The organism is Bacillus sp. FSL M8-0025 (assembly GCF_037975475.1).
GTDB classification, from domain to species: Bacteria; Bacillota; Bacilli; order Bacillales; family Bacillaceae; genus Bacillus; species Bacillus subtilis.
On sequence record NZ_CP150258.1, the window covers coordinates 3,792,567 to 3,807,065 of the forward strand.

14 protein-coding genes and 1 other annotated feature are annotated in these 14,499 nt (G+C 45.6%); of the genes, 10 read left to right on the forward strand and 4 right to left on the reverse strand.

All coding sequences use genetic code 11. The features are described 5' to 3' along the window. Nucleotides 1–15: 15 nt before the first annotated feature. The 4 genes from MKX38_RS19595 to MKX38_RS19610 all read left to right on the forward strand — a co-directional run bounded on the left by MKX38_RS19595 (nt 16) and on the right by MKX38_RS19610 (nt 2,598). Nucleotides 16–402: a CidA/LrgA family holin-like protein gene (locus MKX38_RS19595; RefSeq protein ID WP_003227375.1), complete on the forward strand. Its 387-nt coding sequence runs from the start codon at nt 16–18 to the stop codon at nt 400–402. Next, entirely contained in the window at nt 384–1,061 is a 678-nt protein-coding gene (locus tag MKX38_RS19600; protein WP_003227371.1) for a CidB/LrgB family autolysis modulator, read from the forward strand. Before MKX38_RS19595 ends, MKX38_RS19600 begins: the two co-directional genes overlap by 19 nt. A 103-nt stretch (nt 1,062–1,164) precedes the next feature. Further along, the gene (locus tag MKX38_RS19605; RefSeq protein WP_019712834.1) at nt 1,165–2,367 is read left to right on the forward strand and encodes a major facilitator superfamily domain-containing protein 6; all 1,203 of its coding nucleotides are present in this window, start codon (nt 1,165–1,167) and stop codon (nt 2,365–2,367) included. Nucleotides 2,368–2,400: 33 nt separating this feature from the next. After that, complete coding sequence (locus MKX38_RS19610; protein WP_003227367.1) at nt 2,401–2,598, forward strand: YwbE family protein; 198 nt, start codon at nt 2,401–2,403, stop codon at nt 2,596–2,598. A 33-nt stretch (nt 2,599–2,631) separates the two neighbouring features. On the opposite strand, the gene MKX38_RS19615 is transcribed toward MKX38_RS19610, so the two are convergent. Next, nucleotides 2,632–3,819, reverse strand: a complete 1,188-nt coding sequence (locus MKX38_RS19615; protein WP_339188100.1) for a class I SAM-dependent rRNA methyltransferase — start codon at nt 3,817–3,819, stop codon at nt 2,632–2,634. Nucleotides 3,820–3,939: 120 nt separating this feature from the next. Between MKX38_RS19615 and glxA the strand changes: the two genes are divergently transcribed. Further along, the gene (glxA, locus tag MKX38_RS19620; RefSeq protein ID WP_003243380.1) at nt 3,940–4,320 is read left to right on the forward strand and encodes a glyoxalase GlxA; all 381 of its coding nucleotides are present in this window, start codon (nt 3,940–3,942) and stop codon (nt 4,318–4,320) included. 49 nt (nt 4,321–4,369) lie between these two features. Here the strand turns inward: glxA and celB are convergent, their stop codons facing one another. Continuing rightward, a complete protein-coding gene (gene celB / locus MKX38_RS19625) occupies nt 4,370–5,701 on the reverse strand; it encodes a PTS cellobiose transporter subunit IIC (RefSeq protein ID WP_119899919.1) in 1,332 nt (443 codons plus the stop codon). A gap of 226 nt (nt 5,702–5,927) precedes the next feature. Between celB and epr the strand changes: the two genes are divergently transcribed. From epr to sacY, 3 genes are all read left to right on the forward strand, one after another. Beyond that, entirely contained in the window at nt 5,928–7,865 is a 1,938-nt protein-coding gene (gene epr / locus MKX38_RS19630; RefSeq protein WP_339188103.1) for a minor protease Epr, read from the forward strand. A gap of 432 nt (nt 7,866–8,297) precedes the next feature. After that, a complete protein-coding gene (gene sacX, locus MKX38_RS19635; RefSeq protein WP_339188105.1) occupies nt 8,298–9,677 on the forward strand; it encodes a SacY negative regulator SacX in 1,380 nt (459 codons plus the stop codon). A gap of 53 nt (nt 9,678–9,730) precedes the next feature. Next, on the forward strand, nt 9,731–10,573 hold the full coding sequence (sacY, locus tag MKX38_RS19640) for a transcription antiterminator SacY (RefSeq protein ID WP_003244589.1): 843 nt from the start codon (nt 9,731–9,733) through the stop codon (nt 10,571–10,573). 52 nt (nt 10,574–10,625) lie between these two features. Here the strand turns inward: sacY and MKX38_RS19645 are convergent, their stop codons facing one another. Next, the gene (locus MKX38_RS19645; RefSeq protein WP_015250924.1) at nt 10,626–11,486 is read right to left on the reverse strand and encodes a glycosyltransferase; all 861 of its coding nucleotides are present in this window, start codon (nt 11,484–11,486) and stop codon (nt 10,626–10,628) included. A 109-nt stretch (nt 11,487–11,595) separates the two neighbouring features. Continuing rightward, nucleotides 11,596–12,309: a TIGR02206 family membrane protein gene (locus MKX38_RS19650; RefSeq protein WP_015250923.1), complete on the reverse strand. Its 714-nt coding sequence runs from the start codon at nt 12,307–12,309 to the stop codon at nt 11,596–11,598. Nucleotides 12,310–12,459: 150 nt separating this feature from the next. Here MKX38_RS19650 and ywaE point away from each other — a divergent pair, with 150 nt between their 5' ends. Both ywaE and tyrS read left to right on the forward strand, forming a co-directional pair. Then, entirely contained in the window at nt 12,460–12,975 is a 516-nt protein-coding gene (gene ywaE / locus MKX38_RS19655; RefSeq protein WP_019712840.1) for a tyrZ transcriptional regulator YwaE, read from the forward strand. Then, nucleotides 12,970–13,184: a binding site (T-box leader), on the forward strand. Its footprint overlaps the gene before it by 6 nt. A 41-nt stretch (nt 13,185–13,225) precedes the next feature. Further along, a complete protein-coding gene (gene tyrS, locus MKX38_RS19660; protein ID WP_080286163.1) occupies nt 13,226–14,467 on the forward strand; it encodes a tyrosine--tRNA ligase in 1,242 nt (413 codons plus the stop codon). Nucleotides 14,468–14,499 lie beyond the last annotated feature (32 nt).

Sequence of the window (14,499 nt, forward strand, 5' to 3'; positions counted from 1 at the left end):
AAGGGAGGCATCAATATGAAAAAACTGTTGCTAACCGTTATTCAAATCGCTCTGTTATTTATATTTGCTCGGCTGATTAATTGGGTGACAGCCCTTCTTCATATAAATATTCCCGGCAGTATAATAGGGATTGTGATTCTTTTCACATTATTGCACTTTAACATTATCAAGCTTGAATGGATAGAGCTTGGTGCAGCGTGGCTTCTCGGGGAGCTGCTTTTATTTTTTATCCCGTCTGCCGTCGGAGTGATTGAATACGGAGACATTATGTCGAAATTTGGTGTCAGCATTCTGCTTGTTGTCATCATCAGCACGTTTGTCGTGATGGTGTCTACAGGAACGCTTACACAACTCATTGCAAAGAGAAAGGAGAAAAAGCATACGTGTTCATCGGAATTGTAAGTTTGTTTTTAACGGTTTTGGTGTATTTAGGAGCAAAAAAGGTATATCAACGCTTTCCGCGTGTTTATACGTCGCCGCTATTGGTGACGCCCGCTGTGTTAGTCGGTCTGCTGCTGCTGGTGAATGTCCCGTACGAGTCCTATAATCTCGGCGGCGGATTGCTGACCGATATGCTACAGCCGGCCACCGTGGCATTCGCGATCCCGCTATATAAATATTTCCCTGTTTTAAAGAAATACGCAGTGGAAATTATTTTGAATGTGGCCGTCGGTTCATGCATCGCGATTATTTCTACCGCTCTTATTGCGAAATGGCTTCACCTCGGCACCGGCTTAATTGACAGCCTCGTCCCGAGATCAGTGACAACGCCGATCGCGATGAACGTATCTGAAATGATCGGCGGAATGCCTGCCGTCACAGCCGTGTTTGTGATTTTAACCGCTTTGCTCGGCACAGTGATCGGCCCGATGGTCATCCGCTATTTCCGTATTGATAACGAAATCGCGCGGGGCGTGCTGCTCGGCACAAGCGCACACGGAGCGGGAACGTCAAAGGCATTTGAGCTCAGCTCTGTGTCCGGCACGATTTCAAGCGTATCGATGATCTTAGCTGCGATTATGACGCTTTGCGCGGCGCCGTTTTTACTTTCATTTATGTAAAAAACTGTCCTCTCGAGGGCAGTTTTTTTATGTGCTTCCCCTTATTGAAAAGCTCGCAAATTACAATATAATGTAATTTGTGGATACCAAAGGAGGCACCTTGATGCACAACTTGCAGGTGAGACGGCATTATGCCGCGTTAAAAGGATTTTATTTGTTTGCTTTTCTCGGTACGGGCAGCATGATTCCCTTACTCAGTATGTATTTAACGAAGGAACAGCATTTAAGCGGATCACAGGTCGGCTTGATCATGTCACTGGGCCCGATTGTGATGATTTTCTTTCAGCCGTTTTGGGGCATGCTGAGCGACTATACGCAAAAAACGAAAGGCCTGCTGGCGGTTTGCACATCAATCACAGGCATCATTGGACTAGGCTATATTGCATTTGACAGCTTTCCTCTGTTTATTTTGATTGCGGCCTGTTTTGCAGCCTTTCAAAGCACGATTATTCCACTTTCGGACAGCATTTCACTAAGGTACACACAAGAAACAAACGGCAACTACGGCGGAATCCGCCTGTTTGGCTCTCTCGGCTTCGGCGTCGCGGTGTTTGCCATGGGACAGGTGACGAACCAGCTGTACCCCATTCACGTGATCTTTATCTTTGGCTGTGCCTTTCTGTGCATTGCCGCCATATTGGCTTCTCAAATGCCGGGCCAGCAGAAAACGAAAACAAAGGTCAATATCCGCAAAGGATTCCGGGAGCTTATCAGCAACAAAACCTTCCTCATCTTTATGATCATCACCTTTACGACATTTGCTCCAAACTTAGCGAACAATACGTATTTCAGTCTTTTTCTGGACAAAAGCGGCGCGTCACTTTCCGCTATCGGCATTTTATTTTTCATCGGCGTTATTTCAGAAATTCCATTTATGAGATTCGCCCAAACATTTATAGATAAAATGGGGCTGCTCAACGTCATTATGCTGTCAGGCGGAGTCTCATTATTCAGGTGGGCGCTCTATTTCACGGCGCCTTCACTATGGATCATTTATGCGACGGTCTTTCTTCAGGGAGTGGCCATCGGTTTATTTATCCCGGCGGCGCTTCAATATGTGAAAAAGATTACCCCAAGACACGTTGAAGCGACGGCGCTGACCATGTACGCCGCCATTGGCAACGGGTTCGGCAACTGGTTCTGCACATTTGCAGGCGGGTACATTTTTGACTACGTGTCGATTTTCGCAGTCTACTTGCTTTTTGGCATTCTGAGCATAGCAGGCTTTGGCCTGACATTATATTTAATGAAGGCTGAAAAAAACAAACATACACTTCATCAGCCGGCTGTTACTTTTAAACCATAATGACTATAATGAACAAAAGAAAGGATGTGCGTTATGAACGGGCAAGAGCGAAACAGCATTTCGAAAGGGTTGCAGGTTGATATTGTATTGAAAGCAGATCAAAAAACAGGAAAACTGACGAGAGGGACAGTGAAGGATATTTTGACGAAATCAAACTTTCATCCGCATGGCATTAAAGTCCGTCTTGAAGATGGCCGCATTGGCCGCGTCCAGCAGATCATTTCTACATAAAAAAAGCTGCCCCTGAACAGGGCAGCTTTTTCATTATTTTTTCTGCAGAAGGACCACTTTCAGGTAGTTGCCTTCCGGAAATGCCGAAATCGTTTTGAAATCCTCCGGCAGCGTAAATTCCTCAATGATGGTGTAGCGTTCGTTTGTTTCTTTAAATGCGGCATCGATAAAGCCTTTGAATTTCTTCATGCCAAAGGCGCTGCTGTTTGTAGAGGCAACAATGACACCCTTGTCAGCAGTGATGGCGATCGTTTCCTTCAGCAGGTTTTTATAATCCTTGACCGCGCTGAAGGTGCGTTTTTTTGTGCGCGCAAAGGAAGGCGGATCGAGAATAATCAGATCAAAGCGCAAATCCTTTTTTGCAGCATATGAAAAATAGTTAAACACGTCCATCACTTTAATGTCGTGCGCTTCGTAATCCAGCTTGTTCACGCTGAATTGCTCGATCGTTTTGGCCAGACTTCGGTTTGCCACGTCGACGCTTGTTGTTTTCTCCGCTCCGCCAAGCGCCGCTGCCACGGAGAATGCACCCGTATAAGAAAATGTATTTAAAACGGTTTTCCCTTTTGCATAGCGGTCTCTGATCGCCTTGCGCACGTGTCTTTGATCCAAAAAGATGCCCGTCATGGCGCCTTCATTCAGATCCACCGCGTATTGAATGCCATTCTCCTGGATGATGATCGGGAACTCGCCCCTTCTCCCTTTCACGAAGTCATCATCTTCAACGTATTGTCCAGCCGTGTCGAAGCGTTTCTTCTCGTAAATCGCTTTATAATCAAGATCCATCTCATCCAATGCGGAAATCAGCATGTCTTTAAAGGTGTAAATCCCCTTGCTGTACCATTGAATCAGCAGGTAGCCGTCATAATAGTCGATGGTGACGCCGCCGACACCGTCGCCCTCACCGTTGAACAGGCGGAAAGCTGTTGTATCTTGAGCCTCAAATAGTTTGGCGCGCGCTTGGGCCGCTTTTGTTAATTTGGTGAGAAAAAATGCCTGGTCAACCTGTTCATGTTTATTGCGGGTAAGCGTCCAGCCGACCCCTTTGTTTTGCAGGCCATAATAGCCCCGCGCGAGAAACTCGCCGCTCTCAGACACGATATCAACGAGGTCTCCTTCTTTCATGTGCCCCGCAGTCCCTGCGAGAGCTTCTTTTTCAATAAGGGGATAGCCTTTTTTGATTTTGGCAGCGTGTGCTTTTTTTAGGGTGAGTAGCTTCATATATGTCGTCCTCTTTCCGTTTGCTTTCTCTTATCGTACCACAAAACGCCAAGATGTCTGCATTGACAGAAAGGAAAGGTTTTTCTACGATAGACAAAAAGAGTTACGAGGAGGAGCAGCATGGCAAAACGAATTGACCATACAGGCATCATGGTAAGAGATATTAACGCGTCCATCACATTTTATGAAGAGGTACTCGGCATGAAATTGAAGGATCGCATCACACACACGAACGGTGTAATCGAGCTTGCATTTCTTGGCTTTGAAGACGGCCCGGAAACAGAAATTGAACTGATTCAAGGCTACAGCAGCGAGCTTCCCGCTGAAGGAAAAGTGCACCACATTGCCCTGCTGACTGATGACATCGCGGCTGAATATACAAAAGCGGAAAAAATGAACGCAAAATTTATCGACGAGGAGATCACAACACTTCCAAACGGATACCGTTATTTCTATATCGAAGGCCCTGACGGTGAGTGGATTGAGTTCTTTCAGCGGTAATAAAAGAGCAGCATAACGCTGCTTTTTTATTATTTAAACACTTACATCACTACACATTTTTATCCCCAGATTCAACCGCACTCTCTTCCCGCCATTTTTGATGATCCCATATTCTGAAAAACGGATAGTAGATAGCACAGGTGATCAGCAGGTTTACCAGCTGCATAACGGCGCCCGACACCTTTCCGCCTGTCGCCAGGTAGCCTGATATGAGCGGCGGCATCGTCCACGGCACCGCGATTCCGGCCGGTCTTGCCACCAGCCCGGTGCTCATGCCGATATAAGTCGCGGTAATCGTGAGGAGCGGTGCGATGATAAATGGGACAATAAGGAGCGGATTCATGACAATCGGCATGCCGAAAATGATCGGCTCGTTGATATTAAATAGCGCAGGGCCGATTCCTAATCGTCCAAGCTGCTTCATTTGTTTGCTCCGGGAGCGCACAAGCATCGTCAACACAAGCGCCAGCGTCGCCCCGCTTCCGCCGACATTGATCCAAATTTGAAAAAACTGAGTCGTAAAAATACTCGGCAGCGCCTCGCCCGCTTGGAAGGCAAGACGGTTGGCATCCATCGCGCCGTACCAAATCGGCGCCATGATTCCGCCAATGATGGAAGCCCCGTGAATCCCGCACGACCAAAGCAGCATCTGCACAAATTCAGCGATCAGGCTTCCGCCGAGACTGCCGCCAAGGATGGAAAGCGGTGTGCCAAGCAGGTCTCCTACGACATTGTGCAGACTCTGAAAAGGTGTCATTTCAATCAGAAGGCGCGCCAGCCACACGAGAAACACAATGATAAAGCCGGGAATCAGTGCGACAAACGATTTGCTTACCGCAGGCGGCACACCGTCTGGCATTTTGAAGACGATATTTTTTTGAATAATGTACCGATAGATTTCGGTTGAAAACAAGGCGATCAGCATGGCGACAAATAAGCCCTTGCTGCCGAGCAGCGTGATCGGGATTCCGCCCCCTACCATGATGGACTCCGTTGAGCCATCCGGTGTAAACGGCACCTCAAACGGCGTTGCCAATAGAAATGCGGCAATTGAAATCGCTCCGGCCGAAAGGGCATCAACACCATAGCTTTCCGCCAGCCGATAGGCGATCCCGAAAGCGGCGATCATCGCCATAATATCAAACGAAGCATTGACGGGATATCCGAGCTTATCAGCCCACTCCTTCCCAAACACACTCGCCATGAAATCAGCATACCCCGGAATCGGCAGGCTCGTTAAAATCAAGAAGACAGACCCGATAATAATCAGCGGCATGGTCAGGATAATTCCGTCACGCAAAGCGCTGAGGTGCCGCTGTCCGGCAATTTTCCCGGCGACAGGCATTATTTTTTCTTCCATTACCCGAGTGAATGCGCTCATCTTAAAAGCCCCCTTTTCACATTGCTTTGTGAACAACCTCCGCAATGTTTTCTTTATCTTATTTTGAAAACGTTTACAAATTCATTTGGAAAATTTCCTCTTCCTGCGGAAAAAATCTGCATTTTGCCAAACAATCCTGTCTTTGAAAAATTTTTTCCTTCTAACTATTAATCTCTCTTTTTTCTCCGATATATATATCAAACATCATAGAAAAAGGAGATGAATCATGAAAAACATGTCTTGCAAACTTGTTGTATCAGTCACTCTGTTTTTCAGTTTTCTCGCCATAGGCCCTCTCGCTCATGCGCAAAACAGCAGCGAGAAAGAGGTTATTGTGGTTTATAAAAACAAGGCCGGAAAGGAAACCATCCTGGATAGTGATGCTGATGTTGAACAGCAGTATAAGCATCTTCCCGCGGTAGCGGTCACAGCAGACCAGGAGACAGTAAAAGAATTAAAGCAGGATCCTGATATTTTGTATGTAGAAAACAACGTATCATTTACCGCAGCAAACAGCACGGATTTCAAAGTGCTGTCAGACGGCACTGACACCTCTGACAACTTTGAGCAATGGAACCTTGAGCCCATTCAGGTGAAACAGGCTTGGAAGGCAGGACTGACAGGAAAAAATATCAAAATTGCCGTCATTGACAGCGGGATCTCCCCCCACGATGACCTGTCGATTGCCGGCGGGTATTCAGCTGTCAGTTATACCTCTTCTTACAAAGATGATAACGGCCACGGAACACATGTCGCAGGGATTATCGGAGCCAAGCATAACGGCTACGGAATTGACGGCATCGCACCGGAAGCACAAATATACGCGGTTAAAGCGCTTGATCAGAACGGCTCGGGGGATCTTCAAAGTCTTCTCCAAGGAATTGACTGGTCGATCGCAAACGGGATGGACATCGTCAATATGAGCCTTGGCACGACGTCAGACAGCAAAATCCTTCATGACGCCGTGAACAAAGCATATGAACAAGGTGTTCTGCTTGTTGCCGCAAGCGGTAACGACGGAAACGGCAAGCCAGTGAATTATCCGGCGGCATACAGCAGTGTCGTTGCGGTTTCAGCAACAAACGAAAAGAATCAGCTTGCCTCCTTCTCAACAACTGGAGATGAAGTTGAATTTTCAGCACCGGGGACAAACATCACAAGCACTTACTTAAACCAGTATTATGCAACAGGAAGCGGAACATCCCAAGCGACACCGCACGCCGCAGCCATGTTTGCCTTGTTAAAACAGCGTGATCCTGCCGAGACAAACGTCCAGCTTCGCGAGGAAATGCGGAAAAACATCGTTGATCTTGGTACCGCAGGCCGCGATCAGCAATTTGGCTACGGCTTAATCCAGTATAAAGCACAGGCAACAAATTTAGCGTACGCGGCAGCAGAGCAAGCTGTGAAAAAAGCGGAACAAACAAAAGCACAAACCGATATCAACAAAGCGCGAGAACTCGTCAGCCAGCTGCCGGGCTCCGACGCCAAAACTGTCCTGCAAAAAAGACTGGATAAAGTACAGTCATACAGAAATGTAAAAGATGCGAAAGACAAAGTCGCAAAGGCAGAAAAATATAAAACACAGCAAACCGTTGATACAGCACAAACTGCCATCAACAAGCTGCCAAACGGAACAGACAAAAAGAACCTTCAAAAACGCTTAGACCAAGTAAAACGCTACATCGCGTCAAAGCAAGCGAAAGACAAAGTTGCGAAAGCGGAAAAAAGCAAAAAGAAAACAGATGTGGACAGCGCACAATCAGCAATTGGCAAGCTGCCTGCAAGTTCAGAAAAAACGTCCCTGCAAAAACGCCTTAACAAAGTGAAGAGCACCAATTTGAAGACGGCACAGCAATCCGTATCTGCGGCTGAAAAGAAATCAACTGATGCAAATGCGGCAAAAGCACAATCAGCCGTCAATCAGCTTCAAGCAGGCAAGGACAAAACGGCATTGCAAAAACGGTTAGACAAAGTGAAGAAAAAGGTGGCGGCGACTGAAGCAAAAAAAGTGGAAACTGCCAAGGCAAAAGTGAAGAAAGCGGAAAAAGACAAAACAAAGAAATCAAAGGCATCCGCTCAGTCTGCAGTGAATCAATTAAAAGCATCCAATGAAAAAACAAAGCTGCAAAAACGGCTGAACGCCGTCAAACCGAAAAAGTAACCAAAAACCTTTAAGACTTGCATTCCAGGTCTTAAAGGTTTTTTACATTCTAAGAACATCGTACACAACCTTTTTCCCATCCGCCTCACAGGCTTTTCATACTATTGCTATACAGCCATGAACAGCATAAAATGAACGTTATTACAGTTATCACCACATATGGCGGGATTGTGACTGGGCAGGCAGGCAAGACCCAATGATGCAAAGGGAGTATTAATGCCTAAAAAGCAGGGCATTTTAACTCTTCTTTTCGTGTTGGGCTCATAACGGCGCCTTGGACAACCCCCTATTCTCATGCTCCGTCGTCGCGTCGACGCGGGCATTTTTGTCATTTTCAGCCGATATTTCTCACTTTTTTCATTTTGATTGTCAACTTTTCATTTGATACGATGAACAAGCCGACTTTTCTTCAGCAAAGGAGGTTTTGATTGCTTGCATAAAGAGATTGCAAAAGAATTACTGCTGCTCGCAGGAGGAAAAAACAATATTATCAGCATCAGCCATTGTACGACCCGTCTTCGTTTTGATGTAAAGGACGAGACGAAAATTGATATACATGCCATTGAGAACCTGCAAGGTGTGCAGGGCACCTTTTTCCGTTATGGGCTTTTCCAGATTATCTTCGGAGCAGGCGTCGTCAACAAAATATATAAAGAAGTCGTTCATGTATGGGAGAACGCGCCTTCTGAAGAACCTGTCCACCAGAAAAAAGCCAGCCGGAAGCTGAACCCTGCCGCAGCTTTTGCGAAAACACTGTCCGATATTTTTGTGCCGATTATTCCGGCAATAACAGCAAGCGGCCTGCTCATGGGGCTGATCGGCATGATTAAGGTGTTTCACTGGTTCGCTGCCGGCAGCCCATGGATTAAAATGCTCGACCTCGTGTCCAGCACAGCCTTTATTTTACTGCCGATTTTAGTCGGCTTCAGTGCCGCACGGCAATTTGGCAGCAACCCATACCTAGGGGCAGTGATCGCGGGGCTTTTGACGCATCCTGATCTGCTGGACCCGTCTATGCTCGGCAGCAAAACCCCGTCTTCTTTAGACATATGGGGGCTTCATATCCCAATGATGGGCTATCAGGGTTCCATGATACCGATTCTTCTTTCCGTTTTTGTCATGAGCAAAATTGAGAAGCTATTAAAATCGATTGTGCCGAAGTCGCTTGATGTCGTGATCATTCCCTTTATTACGGTCATGGTGACAGGATGCCTCGCGCTGATTGTGATGAATCCCGCCGCGTCCATCATCGGCCAGGTCATGACACAATCGATCGTCTATATTTATGATCACGCCGGCATTGCCGCCGGAGCCCTTTTCGGCGGCATCTACTCCACCATCGTCCTATCTGGATTGCATCATAGCTTTTATGCAATTGAGGCAACGCTGCTTGCTAATCCGCATGTCGGTGTCAACTTTTTAGTGCCGATATGGTCGATGGCGAATGTGGCCCAAGGCGGAGCGGGGCTTGCGGTATTCCTCAAAACGAAACAATCAAGCCTGAAAAAAATTGCGCTCCCCGCTTCTCTGACCGCGTTTTTAGGCATTGTTGAGCCGATTGTATTCGGGGTAAATCTCAAATTGATCCGTCCCTTTATCGGAGCAGCCATCGGCGGTGCTATTGGCGGAGCATACGTGGTTGCGGTACAAGTTGTGGCAAATTCCTACGGGCTGACAGGCATTCCGATGATTTCAATCGTGCTGCCGTTTGGCGCCGCTAATTTTGTTCATTATATGATCGGTTTCTTGATCGCAGCCGTCTCTGCTTTTATAGCTACATTGTTTCTCGGGTTTAAAGAAGAGACAGAATAACTGGATTTATTCGATTTCATTCATAAAACGGGGGATGAAAGGACAAAAAAGCTATGAAAATTAAAAGAATCTTAAATCATAATGCTATCGTCGTAAAGGATCAAAATGAAGAGAAGATTCTCTTGGGTGCAGGAATTGCGTTTAACAAAAAGAAGAATGATATTGTCGATCCGTCAAAAATAGAAAAAACCTTTATCAGAAAAGATACACCTGACTATAAGCAGTTCGAAGAGATTTTAGAAACATTGCCTGAAGACCACATTCAGATTTCTGAGCAAATTATCTCTCATGCCGAAAAAGAGCTGAACATCAAAATCAACGAGCGCATTCATGTCGCTTTTTCAGACCATCTTTCTTTTGCAATTGAACGCCTGAGCAATGGGATGGTTATCAAAAATCCGCTGCTGAATGAAATCAAAGTCCTTTATCCAAAGGAGTTCCAGATCGGCTTATGGGCCAGAGCACTGATTAAAGATAAACTGGGGATTCACATTCCTGATGATGAAATCGGCAATATCGCCATGCATATCCACACAGCAAGAAACAATGCCGGCGATATGACACAAACGCTTGATATTACAACAATGATCCGTGATATTATCGAGATTATCGAAATTCAACTGTCTATTAATATCGTTGAAGATACCATCTCTTATGAACGGCTCGTGACCCATCTCCGCTTTGCCATTCAGCATATCAAAGCAGGCGAATCCATTTACGAGTTGGACGCAGAAATGATCGACATCATTAAAGAGAAGTTTAAGGATGCCTTCCTGTGTGCCCTAAGCATCGGCACCTTTGTGAAGAAGGAATACGGCTTTGAGTTTCCTGAAAAAGAATTGTGCTACATCGCCATGCATATTCAGCGGTTCTACCAACGGTCAGTCGCACGCTGAGACAAACAAAAAACGCTTTTGATCATCTCAAAAGCGTTTTTTTATATCTGTATTATTGGTTGATCGCCGGGTTGCTGATCGTATTCCACTTCGTATAGGACATGTAATGGAAATACTCATCGCGATACGGATGTTTTGTATTGGAGTTCCAAGGCTTTTCTCCGCCGCAGAAGTGCACGATTGCCGGGTTTTCTCTCGTTTCATTATATTGCTTCCGCCCTAACAGAGTCGATGGGGTTTTCAGCTTTAACATGATATAGGTTTGAGCGTTCCAGCGCGGATGAAGTTCATACCACTGATCATACAAGATCGCATTCAGTGCATCTTGGTCATGCAGCACAAGAAAGTCTTCGTCTGGGTGTTCATTGATAAAGTTGATGACTTTTTCTGTGATGTTTTGCTTTCTCCAAGACTCAAAATCAATAATCATGATACCTGAGTTAAAATACTTCCCTGTATCAGTGACGTTCATTTCTTTCAGGCGTTCATGCTGCCCCGCATCCTCAACAGCGGCTACGGTGTATGGCGCAATGTCTAAGTCCCATAGCTTAGAAATATCCTCTAGGACAAGCGCATCACAATCGATGTAAATCATTCGTTTGATGCTTTCATCCTTAATTAAGTCGGGAATCGAAATGCGGTAATACGCGGCTTTTGTAATATGGCTGCTCTCTACCGCATGTTCATACATTTTGGTATCCACTTCTAAAAACTCAATCGGCACTCCGAATTTCAAAGTGGTTTCTTCCAGTCTTTTTTTGTTATCAGGCTTAATTCCGCCATCAATGACGTATAATTTTACCTCTCTCTCCTGATCCATGTTAGTCAATAAAGAAACGAACATCCCACCTAAATGACGAGCATAATTATCATCTGCGCATGATACGATATGCATGATTTCATCTTTCCTCAATGGTATTCATCTCCCTTTTTGTTGTACAAGTTACATACCCTTTTTCAAAAAAATAAACACGTTCTCCGACATTTTTTTAAACAGAATGTGTGATACAACAAAAAAGGTGTCATTTTTTGAAGATGCGATAAAGCAAATAAAGAATGAAAAAGCTGGCGATCGTGATGGCTTCAGCCGAGACGATATACCATGGCCATGGCCCGAGAACATCTAAGAGAGAGGATCCGCCCGGTTTTTTCGTCAAATACATATAATTCGCGCCAAGCCAGCGATCAATCAGGAAAATACAGACGCCGTACACATTAACAAGCAGGACTGTCACCCATAACGAGCGCTGGCCCATTCTGTAGGTGCCAATCACAGCCATCAGCAGACAGGATAAAAACACAGACCCGTGAGAAATAAAAAAGAGGATATATCGGATATGCGGAAATGAAAACATTCCGAGGTCAGGAGTGGCAAGAGCCTGAATCGAACTGCCGATGCCGACAAAAAACAAAAACACAAACAGCTTTCTGCTTTTTGTCACTAACATAATAGCTGACAAATACACCGACAGGTCACTAAGCTGGAGGGGCAATGAAGTGCGCACCGACCACCTGCCCGTGGCGACCATCCATATTTGATAGCCGATTTGCGAACCAAGCAAAAGAAACACAAACAGAGAACGTAAAAACCGGCTGGCCCTCGGCTGCTTGACCCCCTCTTGGAACAAAAACAACAGAATGGCCAAAAGGGCGATAATCGCTAACGTCACTACATGCTCTGTCGAAAACAGATGAAACGGATCATGCTTATAGACGGATTGAACATATTTTTGCAAAACTGCACCCCCGTTTGCGGTTTTTTGTTTATTTTGGCGTTGTTTGGGCTTTTTTTATTCAACCGATATATGGGCTTGAAGTTCACATCATACTCTGTTACAATTCGTTTCATAGCTAATGATTCTGATAATTTAAGGCAGGCCTAAAAAATGGAACGTTCACATCAACATCAGCAGCTTCGGAAGGAAGAACACGATACACTTTCTAAGCTCAAACAAATGCCCGTCGAGTCACTCAACCTGGAAGCCATTTCGATCGCTACGAATCTGTATCGGTCTGCACAAAGGCTCCGTGTCAAAATGGAGACTGAGGTTCTTTCTTCCTATAACCTTTCTTGGACCGCTTTCTCCATTCTTTATGATCTATGGGTATGGGGAGCGCTCGAAACGAGAAAAATCGCTGAGCTGTCAGGGATATCTACAGCTACAGCAAGCAACGTGATCAAAACGCTCGAAAAAAAGAATTTTTGCCGTAAAAGCATCGACACAAGAGATCGGCGACTCGTGTTTGTCTCTATCACCGATTCCGGCAAACAAGCGATCGAAGAACTCTACCCGGAGTTTCACAAAGGGGAAACAGAGCTCATTGCGGGAATGACGAAGGACGAACAGAAAATATTGACAGGGCTGCTTAGAAAGGTAGCTGACAATCTTCATACAACATAAGCTTTGACGGGAATCCAGTAGCGGTTTGTCTCCCTGTTTCAGAGAGCCGGCGGAAGGTGCGAGCCGGCACACAGCAAACGTGAATTACCTCCCCGAGCTTTCTTTGTGAACCTTAAAAGTAGCAAAGAACGGGAAACCGTTATTCGAATGAGCGGAAGACAATGTCTTCAACCAGGGTGGTACCGCGTGCATTGAGCCACGTCCCTTATCGGGATGGGCTCTTTTTTGTGTTTGTAAAAAAGGAGGAAAAATGATGAGAACATTTGAGCAGCTCACAGCGTCACAGCAAAAAGAGGTAGAAAGACAGCTACAGCTATACATGACAGGCGCCCACGAAGTCATACCGCCGGAGGAATTAAAGGCAAAGCTCGTGAAATCAATTTCCACGGGCACGCCGCTTAAAATTAAGCTCGGATTAGATCCGTCTGCACCGGATGTACATTTGGGCCATACGGTGGTGTTAAATAAGCTTCGCCAATTTCAAGAAAACGGCCACATTGTCCAGCTGTTAATTGGGGATTTCACAGGAAAAATTGGTGATCCGACCGGAAAATCGGCAGCCAGAAAGCAACTGACTGATGAAGAAGTTCAGCACAATGCCAAAACCTACTTTGAGCAATTCGGAAAAGTGCTTGATCCAGAAAAAGTCGAGCTTCACTATAACTCAAAATGGCTGAAAACATTGAATCTGGAAGATGTCATTGAATTAGCAGGGAAAATAACAGTAGCCCGCCTGATGGAGCGCGACGACTTTGAAGAACGCATCGCCATGCAAAAACCAATCTCACTGCATGAATTCTTTTACCCATTGATGCAGGGATATGATTCTGTCGTTCTCGAAAGTGATATTGAATTAGGCGGAACGGATCAGCATTTCAATGTCCTCATGGGACGGCATTTCCAAGAACGATACAACAAAGAAAAACAAGTCGTTATCCTGATGCCGCTCTTGGAAGGCTTGGATGGCGTCGAAAAAATGTCAAAGTCGAAACACAACTACATTGGCATTAACGAACATCCAAACGACATGTACGGAAAAACGATGTCACTGCCCGACAGCCTGATGAAAAAATACATCCACTTGGCGACAGACTTAGAGCTTGAAGAGAAAAAACAGCTCGTAAAAGACTTAGAAACCGGCGCCGTTCATCCGCGTGATGCCAAAATGCTTTTAGCCAAAACAATCGTCCGAATGTATCACGGAGAGAAAGCAGCAGAAGCTGCCGAACACTCGTTTAAAACAGTCTTTCAGGAAAACAGCCTGCCGGAAGATATACCGGCCGTAAACTGGAAAGGCGAAAAAACGATAGCGATGATTGATCTGCTCGTCAAGCTAAAACTCCTCTCTTCGAAGAGCGAGGCGCGCCGCATGATTCAAAACGGCGGTGTACGCATCGACGGAGAGAAAATAACAGATATTCACGCCAAAGCAGAGATAAGAGAGAATATGATCATCCAAGTCGGCAAACGCAAGTTTTTAAAGCTCCAATAGTTTGATATTCCGAAACGCTTATGACCCTTCAT

Bases quoted from the DNA above. Each gene is read 5' to 3' on its own strand.
- MKX38_RS19595 (WP_003227375.1), top strand. From the start codon at position 16: ATGAAAAAACTGTTGCTAACCGTTATTCAAATCGCTCTGTTATTTATA.
- celB (WP_119899919.1), bottom strand. From the start codon at position 5,701: ATGAGCGCATTCACTCGGGTAATGGAAGAAAAAATAATGCCTGTCGCC.
- glxA (WP_003243380.1), top strand. From the start codon at position 3,940: ATGGCAAAACGAATTGACCATACAGGCATCATGGTAAGAGATATTAAC.
- sacY (WP_003244589.1), top strand. From the start codon at position 9,731: ATGAAAATTAAAAGAATCTTAAATCATAATGCTATCGTCGTAAAGGAT.
- MKX38_RS19610 (WP_003227367.1), top strand. From the start codon at position 2,401: ATGAACGGGCAAGAGCGAAACAGCATTTCGAAAGGGTTGCAGGTTGAT.
- MKX38_RS19605 (WP_019712834.1), top strand. From the start codon at position 1,165: ATGCACAACTTGCAGGTGAGACGGCATTATGCCGCGTTAAAAGGATTT.
- tyrS (WP_080286163.1), top strand. From the start codon at position 13,226: ATGATGAGAACATTTGAGCAGCTCACAGCGTCACAGCAAAAAGAGGTA.
- MKX38_RS19615 (WP_339188100.1), bottom strand. From the start codon at position 3,819: ATGAAGCTACTCACCCTAAAAAAAGCACACGCTGCCAAAATCAAAAAA.
- ywaE (WP_019712840.1), top strand. From the start codon at position 12,460: ATGGAACGTTCACATCAACATCAGCAGCTTCGGAAGGAAGAACACGAT.
- epr (WP_339188103.1), top strand. From the start codon at position 5,928: ATGAAAAACATGTCTTGCAAACTTGTTGTATCAGTCACTCTGTTTTTC.